This is a genomic window from Jeotgalicoccus aerolatus (genome assembly GCF_014635205.1).
GTDB classification, from domain to species: domain Bacteria; phylum Bacillota; class Bacilli; order Staphylococcales; family Salinicoccaceae; genus Jeotgalicoccus; species Jeotgalicoccus aerolatus.
In genome coordinates this window covers 1,013,381-1,032,309 of the sequence record NZ_BMCN01000001.1, presented here as the reverse complement: position 1 = coordinate 1,032,309, position 18,929 = coordinate 1,013,381, and the positions used below count along the sequence as shown (strand labels likewise).

At 42.1% G+C, this 18,929-nt stretch carries 18 protein-coding genes and 1 tRNA gene; 17 read left to right on the top strand and 2 right to left on the bottom strand.

Features of this window, described 5'->3' with window-relative positions:
* The 10 genes from uvrA (at position 1) to whiA (ending at position 11,738) form a co-directional block, all read left to right on the top strand.
* Positions 1-2,829, top strand: a complete 2,829-nt coding sequence (uvrA, locus tag IEU81_RS05230) for an excinuclease ABC subunit UvrA (protein ID WP_186090570.1) — start codon at positions 1-3, stop codon at positions 2,827-2,829.
* Positions 2,830-2,841: 12 nt separating this feature from the next.
* Positions 2,842-3,993, top strand: coding sequence for a DUF4097 family beta strand repeat-containing protein (locus tag IEU81_RS05225; RefSeq protein ID WP_186090568.1), 1,152 nt, complete (start codon positions 2,842-2,844; stop codon positions 3,991-3,993).
* 101 nt (positions 3,994-4,094) lie between these two features.
* Complete coding sequence (gene hprK, locus IEU81_RS05220; RefSeq protein ID WP_092597048.1) at positions 4,095-5,027, top strand: HPr(Ser) kinase/phosphatase; 933 nt, start codon at positions 4,095-4,097, stop codon at positions 5,025-5,027.
* On the top strand, positions 5,024-5,914 hold the full coding sequence (lgt, locus tag IEU81_RS05215) for a prolipoprotein diacylglyceryl transferase (protein ID WP_092597051.1): 891 nt from the start codon (positions 5,024-5,026) through the stop codon (positions 5,912-5,914). Before hprK ends, lgt begins: the two co-directional genes overlap by 4 nt.
* A 1-nt stretch (position 5,915) precedes the next feature.
* Positions 5,916-6,401 carry an acyltransferase gene (locus tag IEU81_RS05210; RefSeq protein WP_092597054.1) on the top strand — a complete coding sequence of 162 codons (486 nt, stop codon included), beginning with the start codon at positions 5,916-5,918 and terminating at the stop codon, positions 6,399-6,401.
* The gene (locus IEU81_RS05205; protein WP_092597057.1) at positions 6,398-7,819 is read left to right on the top strand and encodes a tetratricopeptide repeat protein; all 1,422 of its coding nucleotides are present in this window, start codon (positions 6,398-6,400) and stop codon (positions 7,817-7,819) included. Before IEU81_RS05210 ends, IEU81_RS05205 begins: the two co-directional genes overlap by 4 nt.
* A 59-nt stretch (positions 7,820-7,878) precedes the next feature.
* Positions 7,879-8,814 (top strand): thioredoxin-disulfide reductase, encoded by a 936-nt coding sequence (trxB, locus tag IEU81_RS05200; RefSeq protein ID WP_092597060.1) that lies wholly within the window; start codon positions 7,879-7,881, stop codon positions 8,812-8,814.
* A 106-nt stretch (positions 8,815-8,920) separates the two neighbouring features.
* Positions 8,921-9,805: an RNase adapter RapZ gene (gene rapZ / locus IEU81_RS05195; protein WP_092597063.1), complete on the top strand. Its 885-nt coding sequence runs from the start codon at positions 8,921-8,923 to the stop codon at positions 9,803-9,805.
* Positions 9,792-10,766, top strand: a complete 975-nt coding sequence (locus tag IEU81_RS05190) for a gluconeogenesis factor YvcK family protein (protein ID WP_092597066.1) — start codon at positions 9,792-9,794, stop codon at positions 10,764-10,766. Before rapZ ends, IEU81_RS05190 begins: the two co-directional genes overlap by 14 nt.
* A gap of 27 nt (positions 10,767-10,793) precedes the next feature.
* Entirely contained in the window at positions 10,794-11,738 is a 945-nt protein-coding gene (whiA, locus tag IEU81_RS05185) for a DNA-binding protein WhiA (protein ID WP_092597069.1), read from the top strand.
* Positions 11,739-11,798: 60 nt separating this feature from the next.
* Here whiA and IEU81_RS05180 read toward each other — a convergent pair whose 3' ends face one another.
* Together IEU81_RS05180 and clpP are read right to left on the bottom strand one after the other, a co-directional pair.
* On the bottom strand, positions 11,799-12,716 hold the full coding sequence (locus IEU81_RS05180) for a TIGR01777 family oxidoreductase (RefSeq protein WP_186090567.1): 918 nt from the start codon (positions 12,714-12,716) through the stop codon (positions 11,799-11,801).
* A gap of 102 nt (positions 12,717-12,818) precedes the next feature.
* Positions 12,819-13,403: an ATP-dependent Clp endopeptidase proteolytic subunit ClpP gene (gene clpP / locus IEU81_RS05175; protein WP_092597075.1), complete on the bottom strand. Its 585-nt coding sequence runs from the start codon at positions 13,401-13,403 to the stop codon at positions 12,819-12,821.
* Between the two features lie 198 nt (positions 13,404-13,601).
* Between clpP and IEU81_RS05170 the strand changes: the two genes are divergently transcribed.
* The 7 genes from IEU81_RS05170 to gpmI all read left to right on the top strand — a co-directional run bounded on the left by IEU81_RS05170 (position 13,602) and on the right by gpmI (position 18,922).
* Positions 13,602-13,673 (top strand) — tRNA-Arg (locus IEU81_RS05170).
* A gap of 21 nt (positions 13,674-13,694) precedes the next feature.
* A complete protein-coding gene (locus IEU81_RS05165; RefSeq protein ID WP_186090565.1) occupies positions 13,695-14,483 on the top strand; it encodes a threonine/serine exporter family protein in 789 nt (262 codons plus the stop codon).
* Positions 14,484-14,493: 10 nt separating this feature from the next.
* The gene (locus IEU81_RS05160) at positions 14,494-14,955 is read left to right on the top strand and encodes a threonine/serine exporter family protein (RefSeq protein ID WP_186090564.1); all 462 of its coding nucleotides are present in this window, start codon (positions 14,494-14,496) and stop codon (positions 14,953-14,955) included.
* 4 nt (positions 14,956-14,959) lie between these two features.
* A complete protein-coding gene (locus IEU81_RS05155) occupies positions 14,960-15,214 on the top strand; it encodes a glutaredoxin family protein (RefSeq protein WP_092597084.1) in 255 nt (84 codons plus the stop codon).
* Between the two features lie 234 nt (positions 15,215-15,448).
* Positions 15,449-16,645, top strand: coding sequence for a phosphoglycerate kinase (locus IEU81_RS05150; RefSeq protein WP_186090563.1), 1,197 nt, complete (start codon positions 15,449-15,451; stop codon positions 16,643-16,645).
* Between the two features lie 4 nt (positions 16,646-16,649).
* Positions 16,650-17,405 (top strand): triose-phosphate isomerase, encoded by a 756-nt coding sequence (tpiA, locus tag IEU81_RS05145; protein ID WP_186090562.1) that lies wholly within the window; start codon positions 16,650-16,652, stop codon positions 17,403-17,405.
* Positions 17,402-18,922 (top strand): 2,3-bisphosphoglycerate-independent phosphoglycerate mutase, encoded by a 1,521-nt coding sequence (gene gpmI, locus IEU81_RS05140; RefSeq protein WP_092597093.1) that lies wholly within the window; start codon positions 17,402-17,404, stop codon positions 18,920-18,922. The genes tpiA and gpmI overlap by 4 nt, the downstream gene beginning before the upstream one ends.
* The last annotated feature ends 7 nt before the right edge of the window (positions 18,923-18,929 follow it).

Sequence of the window (18,929 nt, the reverse complement as noted above, 5' to 3'; positions counted from 1 at the left end):
ATGAAAAATCCATTCATCAGTATTAGAGGGGCAAGAGAAAATAACTTAAAAGGTATTAATATTGATATACCGAGAGACCAGCTCGTCGTCATGACGGGCTTATCGGGGTCCGGTAAATCGTCTCTGGCTTTCGACACGATTTACGCCGAGGGGCAAAGACGCTATGTCGAGTCGCTAAGCTCGTATGCCCGTCAGTTTTTAGGACAAATGTCCAAACCGGATGTCGATGCAATTGAAGGTTTATCGCCTGCAATATCGATTGATCAGAAGACGACCAGCAATAATCCGAGGTCGACAGTTTCGACGATTACGGAAATTTATGATTACTTAAGATTGCTGTATGCGAGAGCAGGTACACCGTATTGTCCAATTCATAATATTGAAATCTCTTCACAAACGATTGAAGAGATGACAGATATTATTATGCAGCAGCCGGAACGGACACGTATTCAGATTTTTGCACCGCTGATGCGCGGCAAGAAAGGCGAGCATAAGAAATTAATTTCTGATTTAAGCAAGGAAGGTTATGCCCGCGTTATCGTGGACGGCGAAATGTATGATATCGAAGAAGCGCCTGAACTCAGCAAAAGTAAAAAGCATGATATCGATGTCGTCATTGACCGTTTAGCTGTCAGAGAAGGCATTGAATCCCGTCTCAGCGACTCGCTTCAGGTGGCCTTGGAAAAATCAGGCGGTAATGTAACGGTGAATGTCATCGACGGTGAGGATTTGCATTTTTCAGAACACTTCTCTTGTCCTGAATGCGGCTTTACTATTTCTGAACTTGAACCGCGCCTATTTTCATTTAACGCACCATACGGCGCCTGCACAGAATGCGACGGACTCGGCATGAAGATGTCAGTCGATGAAAATCTCGTCGTGCCGGACCAGACTTTATCATTAGAGGACGGTGCAGTAGTGACTTGGCAGCCGATCAGTTCGACTTATTATAATCAACTGTTAACACAGGCTGCGGATTATTTTAATATCGATATGACTGTGCCCTTTAAAGACCTGACTAAAAAAGAAAAGAATATTATTTTTAACGGCAGCAAAGATGAAATTACCTTTAAATTCACTCAGGATAATGGTGTCGTCAGAGAACGTAAAATGGCCTTTGAAGGCGTGCTGAAAAATATTGAGAGACGCTACAATGAAAGCCCGTCTGAATATACGAGAAATGTCATGAGTCAGTACATGAGAGAAAGCGTCTGCAAGCGCTGTGACGGCTATCGTCTAAACGATGAAGCGCTCGCAGTTAAAGTGAACGGGACGCATATTGGACAAATCGTTGGAAGGTCAGTTAAAGACGGCATCGACTTTTTCGACAACATTTCATTATCGGCTCAAAATGAAGAAATTGCCGAACCGATTTTGAAAGAAATCGACAGCCGCCTGTCATTCCTCCGGAATGTCGGCCTAGATTATTTAACGCTGAACAGAAAGAGCGGGACTTTATCCGGCGGTGAAGCCCAGCGTATCCGTCTGGCAACACAGATCGGTTCCCGTTTAAGCGGTGTACTATATATTCTTGATGAGCCGTCAATCGGCCTGCATCAGCGGGATAATGACAGACTGATCAGTACGCTGAAAGAGATGAGAGAACTCGGCAATACGCTGATTGTCGTCGAACACGATGAAGATACTATGCTCGCCAGTGATTATTTAGTCGATATCGGACCGGGGGCCGGTGAGCACGGCGGTGAGGTCGTCTCCAGCGGTACCCCTGAAGAAGTGATGAGAGATAAAAATTCGATTACAGGACAGTATTTAAGCGGCAGAAGAGAAATACCGCTGCCTGAAAACTATCGTAAACCGGACAAGAAAAAGGTCTTTAAAATTAAAGGTGCCAGAGAAAACAACCTTAAAAATATCGATGTCAACATTCCGCTCGGCATTCTGAATGTGGTGACGGGTGTATCAGGCTCAGGCAAGAGTACTTTAATCAATGAGATATTATATAAGAGCCTGCATCATCAACTGTATAAAACGAAAGAAGTGCCGGGGGCACACGATAAGGTTGAAGGCATTGAGCATATCGATAAAATTATCGATATCGACCAGTCGCCGATTGGCCGGACACCGCGAAGCAACCCTGCAACTTATACCGGTGTTTTTGATAATGTCAGAGATGTTTTCGCTCAGACTAATGAAGCGAAAGTACGCGGCTACTCTAAAGGCCGATTCAGCTTTAACGTTAAGGGCGGACGCTGTGAAGCATGTAAAGGCGACGGTATTCTCCGTATAGAGATGCACTTTTTACCGGATGTTTTCGTTCCATGTGAAGTGTGTCACGGCAAACGATACAATAGAGAAACGCTGGAAGTTAAGTATAAAGATAAAAATATTGCAGATGTCCTGCAAATGACAGTGGAAGAAGCATATTACTTCTTTGAAAATCTGCCTAAAATTAAACGTAAAATTAAAACCCTGGTAGACGTCGGTTTAGGTTATGTTCGTCTCGGCCAGCCGGCGACCACTTTATCCGGCGGTGAAGCCCAGCGTGTAAAACTGGCAAGTGAACTGCACAGACGTTCGAACGGCAAGACGCTTTATATTCTGGATGAACCGACGACAGGTCTTCATTCCGAAGATATTAAAAATCTGATCGGGGTAATACAGCGTCTGGTCGATCAGAATGATACAGTTGTCATTATTGAACACAACCTCGATGTGATTAAAGTCGCAGATAATATTATTGATCTCGGTCCTGAAGGCGGTGAAGGTGGCGGAAACATCCTCGTAAGTGGTACAGTAGAAGATGTAATCGCCAATGAAAACAGCTATACAGGACAGCATCTTAAAAAGTGGTTAAACAGAAACCATTAGGAGGGAATTTTAGTGGAAAGTAAAGAACGTATTTTAAAAATGCTTGAAGACGGAAAGATATCTTCTGAAGAAGCAATTGAACTGATGTCAGCATTGAATGATAAAAATAGTCAAAATACAGAACAGTCTCAGCAGCGCACAGGTCAGAACGACGGGGAAGATACTTCATCCGGCGGTCTGTTCAGCGACTATGTGGGACAGTTTGTCGATGAGTTTAATAAATACGTCAACAAAGACAAAGTCAATGATACGTATACGAATGTCAAAAGTAAATTAGGCAGTCAGCGTCAGGCGAAACAAGTGTTTGACGGTCTTGAAAAAGCATTCGATTCTGTCGGCTCATCGTTTGATTCCGTATTTTCACAAGGTCCTAAAAATCGTTTAATCGAAACAGTAGATGAACCGTTTAACAGTATCTCTGTAGATATTGCAAACGGCAACATAGAGCTGAAGGCGGCAGAGCGTACAAATGTAGTTAAATTTGAAGTCACGCCATTTTACAGAAAACTGGATACGAAAAAAAATTACTTCCAGGACATTATCTGCGATGTGAAAAATGATGAACTCGTCATTGTTTCTGATGTGAAATCAGCACGGGTCAACGTTGTGATTGAAGTGACGGAAGAAACATTGCGCCGCATTATTTTATCTACGTCGAACGGCAACGTTAAAATTGCAGACAAATCGTTCACAGATGTTACTGTAGATCTTTTAAACGGTGATATTGATCTCGACAGAATTACAGCGAAAAATGCTTTTGTCCGTACATCAAGAGGGAATGTTAAAGTAACTGAAGGACAATATAAAGGCATCGAAATTGTTTCTATGCTGGGGACGATTATGACAGATAATCTGGATGCGAAATCAATCGATATTTCATCCAACGGCTCTGTTAATATTGCCCTGAAGAGTGAAACGGAAGAAGCGACGATTAATTCCAACATGGGCAGCATTAACCTCAGCGTGCCTCAAGGCAGAGAATTAGAAGGACGTTTATCGACTGTACTTGGACAGATTAACTATCCGCCGGAACTGGATGCGCGCTATATGAAGCAGCAGGATATCGGCTTTAAAGAATTGATGCTCGTTAACAATACAGACGAGCCGGGCATGTTTTTAGAAGTCGGCACTAAAGTCGGCAGCGTAACATTGCACCGCAGTTAAAAACACAGAATAAAAGTAAGGGGCTGGCGTTCGCCAGCCCATTTTTTGCTATAATAAAAATAACATTAAAATACAATACATAGCTGGCTGGAGGTGCATCGATGCTATTAGTGAAAGATTTAGTTGAAGAGTTCAACTTAAAAATATGGGGCGGCAACACCGGTTTGGAGAATGAGATCCCAAGTTTTGATTTATCGAGGCCGGGTCTTGAGATTGCCGGTTATTTCTCCCACTATTCATCCGACCGCGTACAGATTTTAGGTATGACGGAAATATCTTTTTTTGAGCGCGTTTTGTCAGATCAGGAAAGGGAAGATCGCTCCAAGCGCTTGTGCAGAAAAGAAACACCCTGCATTATCGTCACGCGCAGTCTGCAGCCGCCGCTTGAATTAATGGAAGCGTGCAACCAGACGAATACTGCACTGTTAATTACCGAAGATAATACGACTAATTTTACGAGCCGGATTACAACATACTTAGAAAAAGAACTGGCACCGGAAACAAATATGCACGGTGTACTGGTGGATGTCTACGGCATCGGTGTGCTGATTACCGGAGAAAGTGGCATCGGTAAAAGTGAAACGGCACTGGAACTTGTTAAAAATGGTCACAGACTGGTTGCGGATGATAACGTTGAAATTAAAGAAGTGACGAAAAATGTTCTGATGGGATCGGCGCCTGAGCTGATCCAGCATCTGCTTGAAATTCGCGGACTCGGTATTATAAATGTAATGACGCTATTTGGTGCGGGATGTATCCTGACCGAAAAACGGGTCATGCTGAATGTTCATCTGGAAAATTGGACGGATAACAATACCTATGACCGGCTGGGGCTGGAAGATAAAAAGATTAAAATTTTAAATTCCGAAGTGACCAAAAAAGTGATTCCGATTCGACCGGGGCGGAGTCTCGCCGGCATTATTGAAGTCGCTGCCATGAATCACCGTCTGAATCAAATGGGACACAATGCAGCTGTGGAATTTAACGACCGCTTAAATGAAAAGATTAAAAACAACGGAGGGCGCTCAACATGATTTTAAACGCCGCAATTGATCCGATTGCTATTTCGCTCGGACCTGTATCGATTCACTGGTACGGAGTTATCATCTTAGCGGGTATGTTGCTCGGTTATTTTCTTGCAAACAGAGAAACGATAAAAAAAGGCTTGCCCGATGATTTATTTATGGATTTAATGATGTATATCATTATTTTCTCGCTCATAGGCGCAAGACTGTATTATGTCTTCTTTAATCTTGATTATTATTTCTTTAATCCCTTAGATATTATAAAAGTATGGGAAGGCGGCATGGCGATACACGGCGGTTTAATCGGCGGTTTTCTCGCTGGGCTAATCTATACGAAAAAGAAAGGCTACAGCTTTTTCCAAATAGCAGATATTGCTGCACCGAGTATTTTACTCGGCCAGGCTATCGGCCGCTGGGGTAACTTTATTAACCAGGAAGCGCACGGCGGTCCGGTCTCGCGCGACTTTTTAGAGAATCTAATGATCCCCGACTTTATTATTAATCATATGAACATCGACGGAACATATTATCATCCGACATTTTTATATGAATCAATCTGGAGTATTATCGGTGTTGTGATTCTATTTTTAATCCGGGCAAAATTACCGCTCGGCCACACGATACTCGTTTATTTGATATACTATTCAGTCGGCCGTTTCTTTATCGAAGGAATGCGCACGGACAGCTTGATGATGTTCGATATGTTCAGAACAGCTCAGGTCATTTCTGTCATTATGATTATCGGTGCAATCATCATTATGATTTACCGTCAGAAAAATTACGACCTGCCGAAGTACGGAGACATTCACGGTAATTTCGCAGCTGTAAACAAGCCGGTTAAACCAGCGAGAAAAACATCCGTGCCGGTGAATAAGAAGAAAAAAAGGAAGAAGTAGTATGAGAAACTTAACCCGTCATACGGGCTTTAAAATTAATCCGCTGTGGCATTTATACCGTACAGTCTCGCTGTTTAAAGTGGCGAAGAACTTTATCGTTATAGAAATCGGACGCTTTTTGCCGTCTACACAGCTGAAACATAAATTATATAAAAAAGGGCTGAAGATCAAGCTCGGCGAAAACGTGTCATTCGCTTATAAAGCCATGCCCGATTTAATGTTTCCGGAATTAATTTCAATCGGTGAAAATTCAATTGTCGGCTATAACGCGACGATATTGACACACGAATATTTAACCGATGAATACAGAATCGGCAGAGTAGATATCGGAGACCATACGATGATTGGTGCCAACGTGACAGTGCTGCCGGGTGTTAAAATCGGCAGCAGTGTTAAAATCGGCGCCGGAACTGTCGTTTCAAAAGATGTGCCCGATCACTCACTCGCATACGGCAATCCGATGATTATAAGGGAGAGAACAGAATGAATAACAATAAAGTAATCTCTCTCAATCAAAACGGAGAGCATTACTACAAACAAGGTATTAAAAAACGCCAGCAGAATAATAAAAAAGAGGCACTCAATCTGCTGAAAAAAGCACACGATAAAAACCCTGATAACTTAGATTATCTGACAGAATATGTATACGTTCTGGCTGAAAACGGCTTAGGCAATGAAGCGGAACATATTATAATTGAGCAATTTGTTAAAGACGGATACGATATCGAATACTTTTATATTTTAAGCCAGATTAATATAATTAAGCACGATGCCAACAAGGCATTCTTATACGGTGTGCAGTACTCAAATCACCATCCGGATTCAGACTATGACTCAACGCTCGAAGAAATGTTCGATGTTGAAATCGACGATGAGAAAGAACTTGAAAAAGAAGCGGAGCGGTTTATCGGCCAGCAGATTTTCCAGCATTTATTCATGAATGCCAAGGTGGACGATTCATTGGCTTATCTCGACTCACTGCCTGTGGAAATACAGGAAGAGAGCGAGTTTAGAAATTTAAAAGCTATGGCTTACTTGTTTTTAAACCGGTTTGATGAAGCAGAAGTGCTTCTTGAAAAACTTTTAGAAGACGATCAGACAGATATGCACGCACTCAGCCACATGACGCTTTTGCATTATCATAACGACAAGATTGATGAATATGAAGCGTATTTAAAAAAACTTGAAGTTGTCGAGCCGCTTGATGATGACGCCCGATTTAAAGTCGGCCTGGTGCTGAATTTCCTGCAGAAATACGAGCATGCTTATAAGCTCTTATTCCCGCTGTATAAAAGACAGAAAATCGTCAACTTCCAGCTGCTTCATGCACTCAGTTTTTCAAGTTTCCATATCGGCAAGACGGAAGAATCTAAAATATATTGGGCGCGTATGCAGAATTTTAATCCGATTGATGAAAAATACAGTCCTTGGAGTAAACAGCAGGCTGCAGATAAAATATCAGCTATAGAAAGTTATTATTTATACGATAACGATCAGCATAAGCGGCTGTTAGGTTTATTTTTAATCAGTAAAGTAGAACCGAGAGAAGCAATTATCGGTCTGCCGCTCTGGGACCATATCGAAACGATGGATGATTATGAAAAGCTCTATGTGACATTTTTATTCCAGGGTTTGAAACTTGTCAGGCTCGGACGCATGCACATCGGTCTGCAGCTCTTGTACGATTTATCGTTTAAAGATGAAGAAACGCTGTTGATGTGGATTAACGTCTTTCATGATTTATATGAAAAATATAAAGAGTTCGATGATGTGGAAACATATGCAGCAGCTGCATTGTACTTATATCCGGCTGACCGCAAGCTGACGAAAAAAAGCTTGTCTGAAATGTTTAACACAACAATATACAGACTGAACAAAGCGATTGATAAAATTAAGCAGATATAATGATTTAAATGGCGGAAGCCTATATAATTATATGTAGCAATTTTTAAAGGAGAACGATTATGGATAGCAGAACAATATATGATGTAGTAATAATCGGTGCAGGCCCAGCAGGCATGACAGCAGCTGTTTACGCATCCCGTGCCGAGTTGAAAACAGTAATGCTGGAACGCGGTGTGCCCGGCGGGCAAATGGCCAATACAGAAGAAGTAGAAAATTTCCCTGGTTTCGTAATGACAACAGGGCCGGAATTATCGTCTAAAATGTTCGAACACGCACAGACTTTCGGTGCCGAATATAAATATGGCGACATTAAAAGTGTTGAAGTAGATGGCGATATTAAAATTCTAAAAACATCTTCAGAAGAAATCCATACGAAGAGCGTTATTATTGCAACAGGTGCAGAGTACAAAACAATTGGCGTACCAGGTGAAGACTTGCTTCGCGGACGCGGTGTAAGTTATTGCGCTGTATGTGACGGCGCCTTCTTCAAAGAGCGCGAACTTGTCGTTATCGGGGGCGGAGACTCAGCAGTTGAAGAAGGGGTGTTCCTGACTAAATATGCGAGCAAGGTTACGATTGTTCACCGCCGCGATGAGCTGAGAGCTCAAAAGATTTTACAGGACCGCGCGTTTAAAAACGATAAAATTGAATTTATCTGGGACACTGAGCTGCAGACGATTAACGGAGACAGCAGAGTAGAATCCGTTACACTGAAAAATAAAAACACAGGTGAAACGTACGATTACAAAGCAGACGGTGTATTTATTTATATCGGTATGCTGCCGTTAACTTCACCGTTCGAAGACCTAGGTATTCTGAATGAAAATGGTTATATTGTAACAAATGAGGAAATGGAAACAGACATTCCAGGTATTTTTGCTGCAGGTGATGTCAGAGAGAAATCACTGCGTCAAATTGTTACAGCAACAGGCGACGGCAGTCTTGCTGCACAAAACGCTCAGGGCTATTTAGAAAAACTTGAAGATAATGAGTAAATAAATATGAATTATCCCCCGTCAGGGGGTTTTTTCATAGCTTTATCCGTTATAATATAAGTGAATGTCTATTTATGAAAACAAGTAAACTTGAGGGTGTGGCTTTATGAAGAATTTAATCATAATAACAGGTATGAGCGGATCAGGAAAATCTGTTGCACTGGAAGCAATCGAAGATACGGGGTTTTTCTGTATCGATAATCTGCCTCCGATTCTTATTCCGAAAGTCGTTGAGCTGATGGAGACTACCGACGGTAAAATGAGCAAAGTGGCTTTGGGCATCGATTTACGCGGTAAAGAATTTTTTGATGATTTAATTAAAAAGCTGCAGGCTGTGCTGGATAACGAAGATATTATGCTGAGAATATTATTTTTAGATACGGATAATGAAAGACTGGTCAGCCGCTATAAAGAAACCCGGCGCTTCCACCCGTTAAATGAAGGGGTATCAGTGCTCGAGGCAATTAAGAAAGAACGTGAACTGCTCGATGATTTAAAAGGCCGCGCCTCTGTCATTATCGATACGACAGACCTGTCGCCAAAAGAACTGAGAGAAAGAATTTTTTCTTTATACAGCGGCGGACGTGAAGAGTATTTTGCAATTAACGTCATGAGCTTCGGTTTTAAGCATGGTATACCCATCGATGCTGATTTAATGTTCGATGTGCGTTTTTTACCGAATCCATTTTATATTCCGGAGTATCGTTCTTTAACAGGACTCGATAATGAAGTTTACGATTATGTCATGAAATGGCAAGATACAGATACGTTTTATGAGAAGCTTTTTGATATGATTAAATATTTAATCCCTCAATATATAAAAGAAGGCAAATCCCAGCTGACAATCGCCATCGGCTGTACAGGCGGCCAGCACCGGTCGGTAGCATTGACAGAACGTCTCGGAGCAGATTTGAAAAATATCTTTTCATTTACAGTCAATACGACTCACCGCGATGCTATGATAGAAGGCACTGTGCATGAAAAAAATTAAAGTTGCGATGATCGGCGGCGGTACCGGTCTGGCTGTTTTATCACGCGGTTTAAAAACATATCCAGTAGACATTTCTGCGATTGTATCTGTTGCAGATGACGGCGGTTCTACGGGAATTATCCGCGATCAGATCGATATGCCGGCACCCGGAGATATTAGAAACGTCATGTCCGCATTAAGCGAAGTGGAAAACCAGCTCGATCATTTATTCAGCTACCGTTTTAAAAAAGATGAAATTTCTGGACACTCGCTCGGCAACTTAATGCTTGCGGCCATGTACGATATCAGCGGTGATTTTGCGACAGCAGTCAGCGAGTTATCAAAAATATTAAATGTTAAAGGGACTGTTATCCCTTCGACGAATGTCAGTCCGAAACTCGCAGCGAGAATGTACGATGATTCGATTATTATCGGTGAGAGCTATATTCCTAAAATTAAAAAAGAAATCAGAGAAATGTATTTAATCCCGACGAATATCGATGCGACACCTGCTGCAGCTGAAGCCATTATGGATGCAGATATTATCGTTCTCGGACCGGGTTCATTGTATACGAGCATTATTCCAAATCTGCTGCCAAAAGGCATATCAGAAGCTATCGCTGCATCGAACGGAATTAAAGTATATGTATCAAATCTGCTTGAGCAGCCCGGGGAAACTATGGGAATGACAGCCTATGATCATTTACATGCCATTGAAAAACATTTAAAATCCCAAGTGATTGATTATGTGATTTTAAATGAACGCGACGTATATGCACAAATGGCGGATACTTATAAAAAAAGAGGTGTCCATATTATAAAAAGCGACCGTGAGAAACTGGAAGCTCGCGGCGTAAAAGTCATCACACACGATAAACTTATTATCGTTGATGATGAAGGTGTTGTACGTCATAATAACGAGCAGCTTGCGGAAATAATATACGATATTGTAATCGACGAGTCGAGAACTTTAGAGTACTAGGGAAGATTTTGAAAGGAACGTGGTAGCATGTCATTTGCTTCCGAAATGAAAAATGAATTAACGAGAATCGAAGTGGATGAGTGCTGTATGAAAAGTGAATTGTCCGCACTAATTAAAATGAATGGTGCTGTCAGTTACTTTGAAGGACAGTGGGTTATTAACGTCCAGACGGAAAATGCTGCGATTGCCCGCCGGATATTCTCGCTGATTAAAAATGTATATAAGATTGAAATAGATTTACTCGTCAGAAAAAAGATGAAGCTTAAGAAAAACAATGTCTACATTTGCCGGATTAAAAAAGAGGCAAAAGATGTACTTGAAGACTTAGATATTTTTTCTAGCGGTATGCTGACGAATACTATCACTGATGAAATTAAAAGTAAGGACTGCTGCAGACGCAGTTATTTAAGAGGCGCATTTTTAGCAGGAGGTTCTGTCAATAATCCGGAAACTTCTGCCTATCATTTAGAAATTGCGTCTTTATATGAAGATCATGCCAGCGCCTTAACAGACTTGATGAACGATTATGAACTGAATGCTAAATACATCGACCGTAAACGCGGCTATACAATTTACTTAAAAGAAGCCGAAAAAATTGCGGAATTTTTAAGTTTAATCGGCGGCTATCAGGCTTTGCTTAAGTTTGAAGATATACGGATTGTCAGAGATATGCGGAACTCTGTTAACCGGCTGGTTAACTGCGAAACGGCAAACTTAAATAAAACGATTAATGCAGCGATGCGGCAAGTGGAAAACATTAAGTTTATCGATGAGGAAATCGGCATTGACGAACTGCCTGAACGCTTAAGAGAAGTCGCGCGACTCCGGGTTGAGCATCAGGATATGACATTAAAAGAAATTGGCGAAGCCGTATCAACTGGCACCATTTCTAAGTCTGGTATTAACCACCGCCTGAGAAAACTCGATCAAATTGCAGATAAGCTGAGAAGCGGCGGAGAGCTGTCATTATAAAAAGAAAAATAAGCATTGTTACAGATTAAATCTGTTACAATGCTTATTTTTATAGGGATTTTATGCTTCGCTGAAAATTTGTTCCATAGCCTGCTCGAGTGTTGGGTATAAATATTTAAAATCGTTATTTAACAAAACGCTCGGATAGACTTTTTGTCCTTCGGTAACGAGCAAAGCACGTTCACCGAGTACTTTATCGATTAAAAAAGATGGTGTTTTAAAGAAGTTCGGTTTGCCGAGTACCGCGCTCAGCACTTTTGAAAATTCGCGTTGTCTGGCAGGAACTGGAGACGTGATATTCACCGGACCGCTGATGTCCTGATTGACGCCGATAAACAAGAGTGCGTTAATGACATCATCAATGTGCACCCAGGAATACCACTGGCGTCCACTGCCGATATTACCGCCGAGATTAGCTTGATATAAAGTTTTTAATTGTACCATGGCGCCGTGATCGGCATCCAGCACTAAACCGAATCTGGAAAAGACTGTACGGATACCGAGAGACTCTGCCTGTGAAGCGGCAGCTTCCCAGCGGTTGACAACATCTGATAAAAAGCTGGATGAAGACAGGCGGTCGAATTCATCGTATTCTACAATCTCGCTGGTCGGATAATAGCCGATCGCGCTGGCATTAATGAAAGCCAGCGGTTTTACACCTGAATCGCTGAGCCACTGAATCAGCATTTTGGTCATATCGAGTCTGCTATTTACAATTTCGTCTTTGTAGGCTTCTGTCCATTTTTTATTTAAAGTGGCACCTGCGAAGTTGTAAACAAGGTCGATATCTTCCGGCAGCTCCTTAGTCCAGGACAGCTGATTTATATTATCCATACTGTATTCAATATAATGCATATAAGGGTGTTCCGAAGTTGCACTGCTGCGGCTTAAAATATATACGTGGTGGCGGTCTTTAATAAAGGCATTTGCAAGCCGTGATCCTATAAATCCAGTTCCTCCAGTAATAAGAATATTCAAGTGGTCGGCCTCCCTTTGGTAATTGTTTCTTTCATTTTAATTGAAAAAAGAGTTTAAGTCACGCGGGTGACTTAAACTCTTCTTAATTATCTTAAACCTGTATTATTTTTCCGGTTCCATGACATGGTCGATTAGACCGTATTCTTTTGCTTCTTCAGCTGTCATAAAGTTATCGCGGTCAGTATCTTTTTCAATTTTTTCAAGCGGCTGACCTGTGCGTTCTGCTAAAATCTTATTGAGTTTTTCGCGTGTTTTTAAAATGTGTTTTGCAGCGATCTCAATTTCAGTTGCCTGACCCTGAGCGCCTCCAAGCGGCTGGTGAATCATAATTTCAGCATTAGGCAGCGCGTGACGTTTTCCTTTTGCACCTGCTGTTAACAGGAATGATCCCATTGATGCAGCAAGTCCGAGACTGATAGTTTGTACATCGGGTTTAATGTGCTGTATAGTATCGTAAATTGCCATACCAGCAGTAACGCTGCCGCCCGGTGAGTTAATGTAAAGATAAATATCTTTTTCAGAGTCCTGAGCCTGCAGGAATAATAACTGGCTGACTACTGAGTTTGCTACGTTATCATCGATTGCACTGCCGATCATAATAATTCTATCTTTTAAAAGTCTTGAATAAATGTCGTAGGCACGTTCGCCGCGATTCGTTTGTTCAATAACTGTAGGTATTAAATTCATAATATTGCCTCCTGTTTTTAGTGAACTAAATTTATTTTATATTATATTTATACCACATTAGTCAAATAAGGTCAAAAGAAAGAACTTCACTGATTAATGACTTTATCATATTATTTAGTTACGTATTTCGTCAATAATTAGACTTTATTATAAAGTCTTTCCTTGCTATAATGAAATGTGCTTAAATTTTATAAATCTACCCCCGTGGTGTAATGGATAACACGTAAGATTCCGGTTCTTAAGATGGGAGTTCAATTCTTCTCGGGGGTGCTAGCAAAAGAGGTGGGCGAGTTGTCAGTCGAAGAGCTTGAAACAGTCGATAAACCCGATGACAGTTTAGACGAGGCCTTTGTAAGAAAAGTGTTCTACATTAGTTTAAACAGCGGAAAGATCCTGCTTGAAAGCGGAGCAGAAACTTACCGCATCGAAGATACAATGATTCGTATAGCGAATAATTACGGTATCGATAACGTCCAGGTTTTCGTTACAACGACGGTCATCATACTGTCGATGAACGACTACGCCCTGTCTCAAACGATCAGAATTGATGAACGTGCCAACAACTTAGAAAAAGTAGTCAGTATTAACGAATTGTCGCGGAGTATTACGAAAGGACTGCCTTTAAATGAAGCGATTGATAGAATAGAGAACATTCATGAAACAAAGATGTTCCCTTTCTGGCTCGTTGTATTTACAGGCGGTGTCGTCGCGATTATGTTTCTCCTGTTATTTAACGGCCAGCCGGTGGATATACCTGTGGCTGCGGCCGGAGGCATGGCGGGCGTGCTGATTACCGAAAGCATTCAGCGTTATACTAAAATAAAATTTTTCAACGAATTCTTTGCAGCGCTGTTTATCGCTGTAATTTCTGTATTATATGTAGAGTTCGGTCCGGGCATACAGCTGGAAACAATTATTATTGCTGCAGTAATGCCGCTTGTACCGGGTGTATTAATCACCAATGCTATTCGGGAAATGATCCGGGGGCATTTAATGGCAGGCACTATGAAAGGGGCCGAGGCATTGCTGACGGCGATTGCAATCGGTGCCGGTGTCGGCCTAGTATTCATGGTAATGTAGGAGGGGAACAATGCTGTATGTCGTTCAATTTATACTGAGTTTCTTCGCTGCTGCCGGATTTGGAATACTGTTCAATGCACCGAGCCGGACGATTTTTGCAGGCGGCCTAAGCGGTGCCTGCGGCTGGCTGGTATACTTTGCTGCTACAGAATTCGGCATAGAGCCGGTGATCGCATCATTTTTCGGTGCCATCGTGCTGACGATGCTGTCAATTGTGAGCTCCAGAAAACTGAGAGCGCCGATAATTATATTTATTACCTGCGGAATCATTCCGCTTGTACCTGGCGGAGTGGCCTACAATGCGATGCGCAGCGTCGTTTTGCAGAATTACGATATGGCCCTGGCCTACGGATTTCAAGTTGCACTCGTATCGATGGCGATTGCCATGGGTATTATTTCAACTGAAATGATCGATTCATTATTCCAGACGCTTAAACGGGAAGTTAAAAATATGCGGAAGAAAGAGGCTTAACCTGATGCTTAATCTTACTTATTACACACGCGATAATTGTCAACTGTGTAATGAAGGAAAACAAATGATCAGACTGGCATTGTCTGAACTGAGAGACGACGTAGTAAAACTGACAGAAGTGAATATCGACAGCGATGATGAACTGCAGGAAGAATACATGGTGCGGATACCTGTCCTCAGTGACGGCAGTAACGTGATTCAAGAAGGCGTTCTGGATTTTGTAACTATATATGATTACGTAAAAGACAACTATAAGTAATGCCTTAAAATAGCGGTAAAGAACAAAACCGCATAGAATATAATCTATTTAATAAAAGATAAATATAAATCCGTACGTCAGACTTCTCATAGTCTTGCGTACGGATTATTTTTGTGTAGAGATACTCATATTCCAGCCTGCTTTTGATGTGTTTACCTTTAAAGCGCTTTTAATGTTTTAATCACAGGGTGAGATATGTATAATTAAAATGAATATATATTTGGAGGCGCACTCATGAAGAAGACTCTTAAAGATGTTGAATTAAAAGACCAAAAGGTATTAATACGGGCAGATTTTAACGTCCCGATGAAAAATGGAACAATTACGGATGATACGCGTATTAAAGCTGCTGTAAAAACAATTTCTTATGTGCTTGCTAAGGGCGGCAAAGTTATTTTATTCTCTCACCTTGGCCGCATTAAAACAAAAGAGGATAAGCATGAATACTCTTTAGCACCGGTTGCGGATCGTTTAAGCAACCTGATGGACAAAGAAGTGCTGTTCAGCGATAAAACACGCGGTAAAGATTTAGAAGAAGGTATTAATAATATGAAAAACGGCGAAATTCTGCTCGTTCAGAATACGCGCTATGAAGATCTGCACGGTTCTAAAGAAAGCAAAAATGATCCAGACCTCGGTAAATACTGGGCGTCGCTCGGAGATATTTTTATCAATGATGCATTTGGAACTGCTCACCGTGAGCATGCTTCCAACGTCGGTATCAGCAAACACTTGCCGTCAGTTTCCGGATTTTTAATGCAAAAGGAAATTGAATTTATTGGCGGTGCGGTAGATCATCCCGAAAAACCTTTCGTTGCGATTCTTGGCGGGGCAAAAGTATCAGACAAAATTAATGTCATCGATAATCTGATTAACAAAGCCGATAAAATTCTCATTGGCGGCGGAATGGCAAATACATTCTTAAAAGCACAGGGACACTCAATCGGCACATCACTAGTCGAAGAGGATAATATTAAAATTGCCGAAGCGCTGCTTAAAAAAGCGGACGGCAAATTAGTATTGCCGGTGGATGTCGTAGTGGCTTCAGAATTTTCAAATGAAGCAGACCACAAAATCGTGTCTGTAGACAGCATTCCAGAAGACATGATGGCACTGGATATCGGTAGTGAAACAGTGAAATTATACGAAGAAACACTAAACGGTGCGAAGACTGTCGTCTGGAACGGACCGATGGGTGTCTTTGAGATGACGAATTTTGCACAGGGTACAATCGGAGTCTGCCAGGCTATTGCAGATTTAGAAGATGCAGTGACAATTATCGGCGGCGGAGATTCAGCAAGTGCTGCCCAGGTGCTTGGATTTGCTAATAAGTTCAGCCATGTTTCAACTGGCGGCGGCGCATCATTAGAATATTTAGAAGGTAAGGAATTGCCGGGTCTTAAGGCAATTGACGATGCCGAGGAGGAATAAGCATATGCGGACACCATTAATTGCAGGTAACTGGAAAATGAATATGACAGTTTCTCAAGCAGCTGACTTTACTGATGAACTGTTAAAAATTAAGCTGACAGACGAAGTAGAAGCGGCGCTTTGTGCGCCCTTTATCGACCTTGCTGTCCTGCTTGAAAAACTACAAGACAGCAGCGTCGCTGTCGGGGCACAAAATGTGTACTTTGAGCAGGCGGGTGCATATACTGGTGAAGTTTCAGCACCGATGCTGGCGGATATCGGAATAAAATATGTCATCACAGGTCATTCAGAGCGAAGAGAACTGTTCGGTGAAACAGATGCTGATGTTAACAAAAAATCATTAGCTGTTATTGAATCGGGCATGACTCCGATTGTTTGTGTCGGGGAGACTGCCGATGAACGCAGCAGCAAGATGCATGAGCAAAAAGTACGCAGTCAAGTGCAGGCAGCGCTTGAAAATGTTGGAGCAGAAGCAGCGGCAGATCTGGTAATTGCTTATGAACCGATTTGGGCTATTGGTACAGGTCAAAGTGCGACGAGCGATGACGCGAATGAAATGTGTGCTGCAATCAGAAGTGAAATTGAAAAACTGTACGATAAAAACACTGCTGACAAGGTTAGAATTTTATACGGCGGATCAGTTAAACCGGCGACGATTGAAGACTTAATGTCTAAGAATGATGTCGACGGCGCACTGGTCGGCGGTGCATCATTGAAAACTGCTGATTTTGCGGCACTCGTTGAAGGTGCAGTACAATGACAAAACCTGCAGCTTTAATTATTCTGGACGGATTTGCAGAACGCGATGAAACGTTCGGCAATGCTATTGCCCACGCAGACATGCCGAACTTTAAAAGATTTCACGGCGAATATCCGCATGCAAGTTTAAGTGCATGCGGTCTTGACGTCGGTCTGCCTGCTGGCCAGATGGGGAATTCTGAAGTCGGCCATCTAAACATCGGTGCTGGCCGTGTGGTTTATCAGAGCCTAACACGGATTAATAAGTCGATTGAAGACGGAGAATTCCATGAAAATTCAGTGCTGTTAGATGCACTGAACCATGTGAAGCAAAATGGCAGCAAGCTTCATATTATGGGACTCTTAAGTGACGGCGGGGTCCATTCGCATTATAAACATTTGTTTGAACTGTTGAAAATGGCCAAAGCAAATGAACTGTCTGATGTATACGTCCACGGATTTTTAGACGGACGGGATGTCAGCAAGAAATCTGCACTGAAATACATAGAAGAAACTGAAAAGCAGTTTGCCGATAATAAAATCGGTCAGTTTGCGACGATCAGCGGACGTTACTATGCTATGGACCGGGATAAGCGCTGGGACCGCGAAAAACTGGCTTTTGATGCCATGACTCACGGCGATGCACCGGTATTTCAAAGTGCAGCAGCAGGTGTAGAGGCAAGTTATGACAGGGAAATATTCGACGAATTCATCGAGCCGTTTATCGTTGAAGATGGTAAGTCTATTGCCGATAATGATGCTGTAATCTTCATTAACTTTAGGCCTGACCGTGCGTCGCAGCTGAGCGAAGCATATACATGCCCGACATTCGACGGCTTTGATTGCGGTAAGACGGTAGAAAACTTAAAGTTTGTCACCTTTACTAAATACAGTGAGGTAGCTCAGGCAGATGTCGTTTTTGAAAAAGTCGATCTCGTTAATACACTCGGTCAAGTTGTTGCTGATGCAGGTAAAACTCAGCTGCGGATTGCCGAGACTGAGAAATATCCGCATGTAACTTATTTTATGAGCGGCGGACGCCATGAAGAATTTGCAGGAGAATCCCGCATCTTAGTTAATTCTCCTAAGGTAGCGACTTACGACTTACAGCCGGAAATGAGCGCCTATAAAGTGACAGACCAGCTGTTAACAGCACTCGACGGTGATCTCGATATGGTGATTTTAAACTTTGCGAATCCGGATATGGTCGGTCACAGCGGCAAACTTGAACCGACTGTGCAGGCGCTGGAAGCAGTCGATGAATGTCTCGGTAAAATTGTCGATAAAATCATTGGACTCGGCGGGACTGCGGTCATTACAGCCGACCACGGCAACGCCGATGAAGTCGTGACACTCGGCGGTGAACCGATGACAGCACATACGGTCAATCCCGTGCCGGTTATCGTGACAGACCAGTCAGTAACCTTGCGATCAGGCGGGCGATTAGCAGATTTAGCCCCGACTATGCTTGAGCTGCTGGAAATTAATCAGCCGAAAGATATGACAGGTAAGAGCCTTTTAATTAAAAATACGTTATAATAAATTC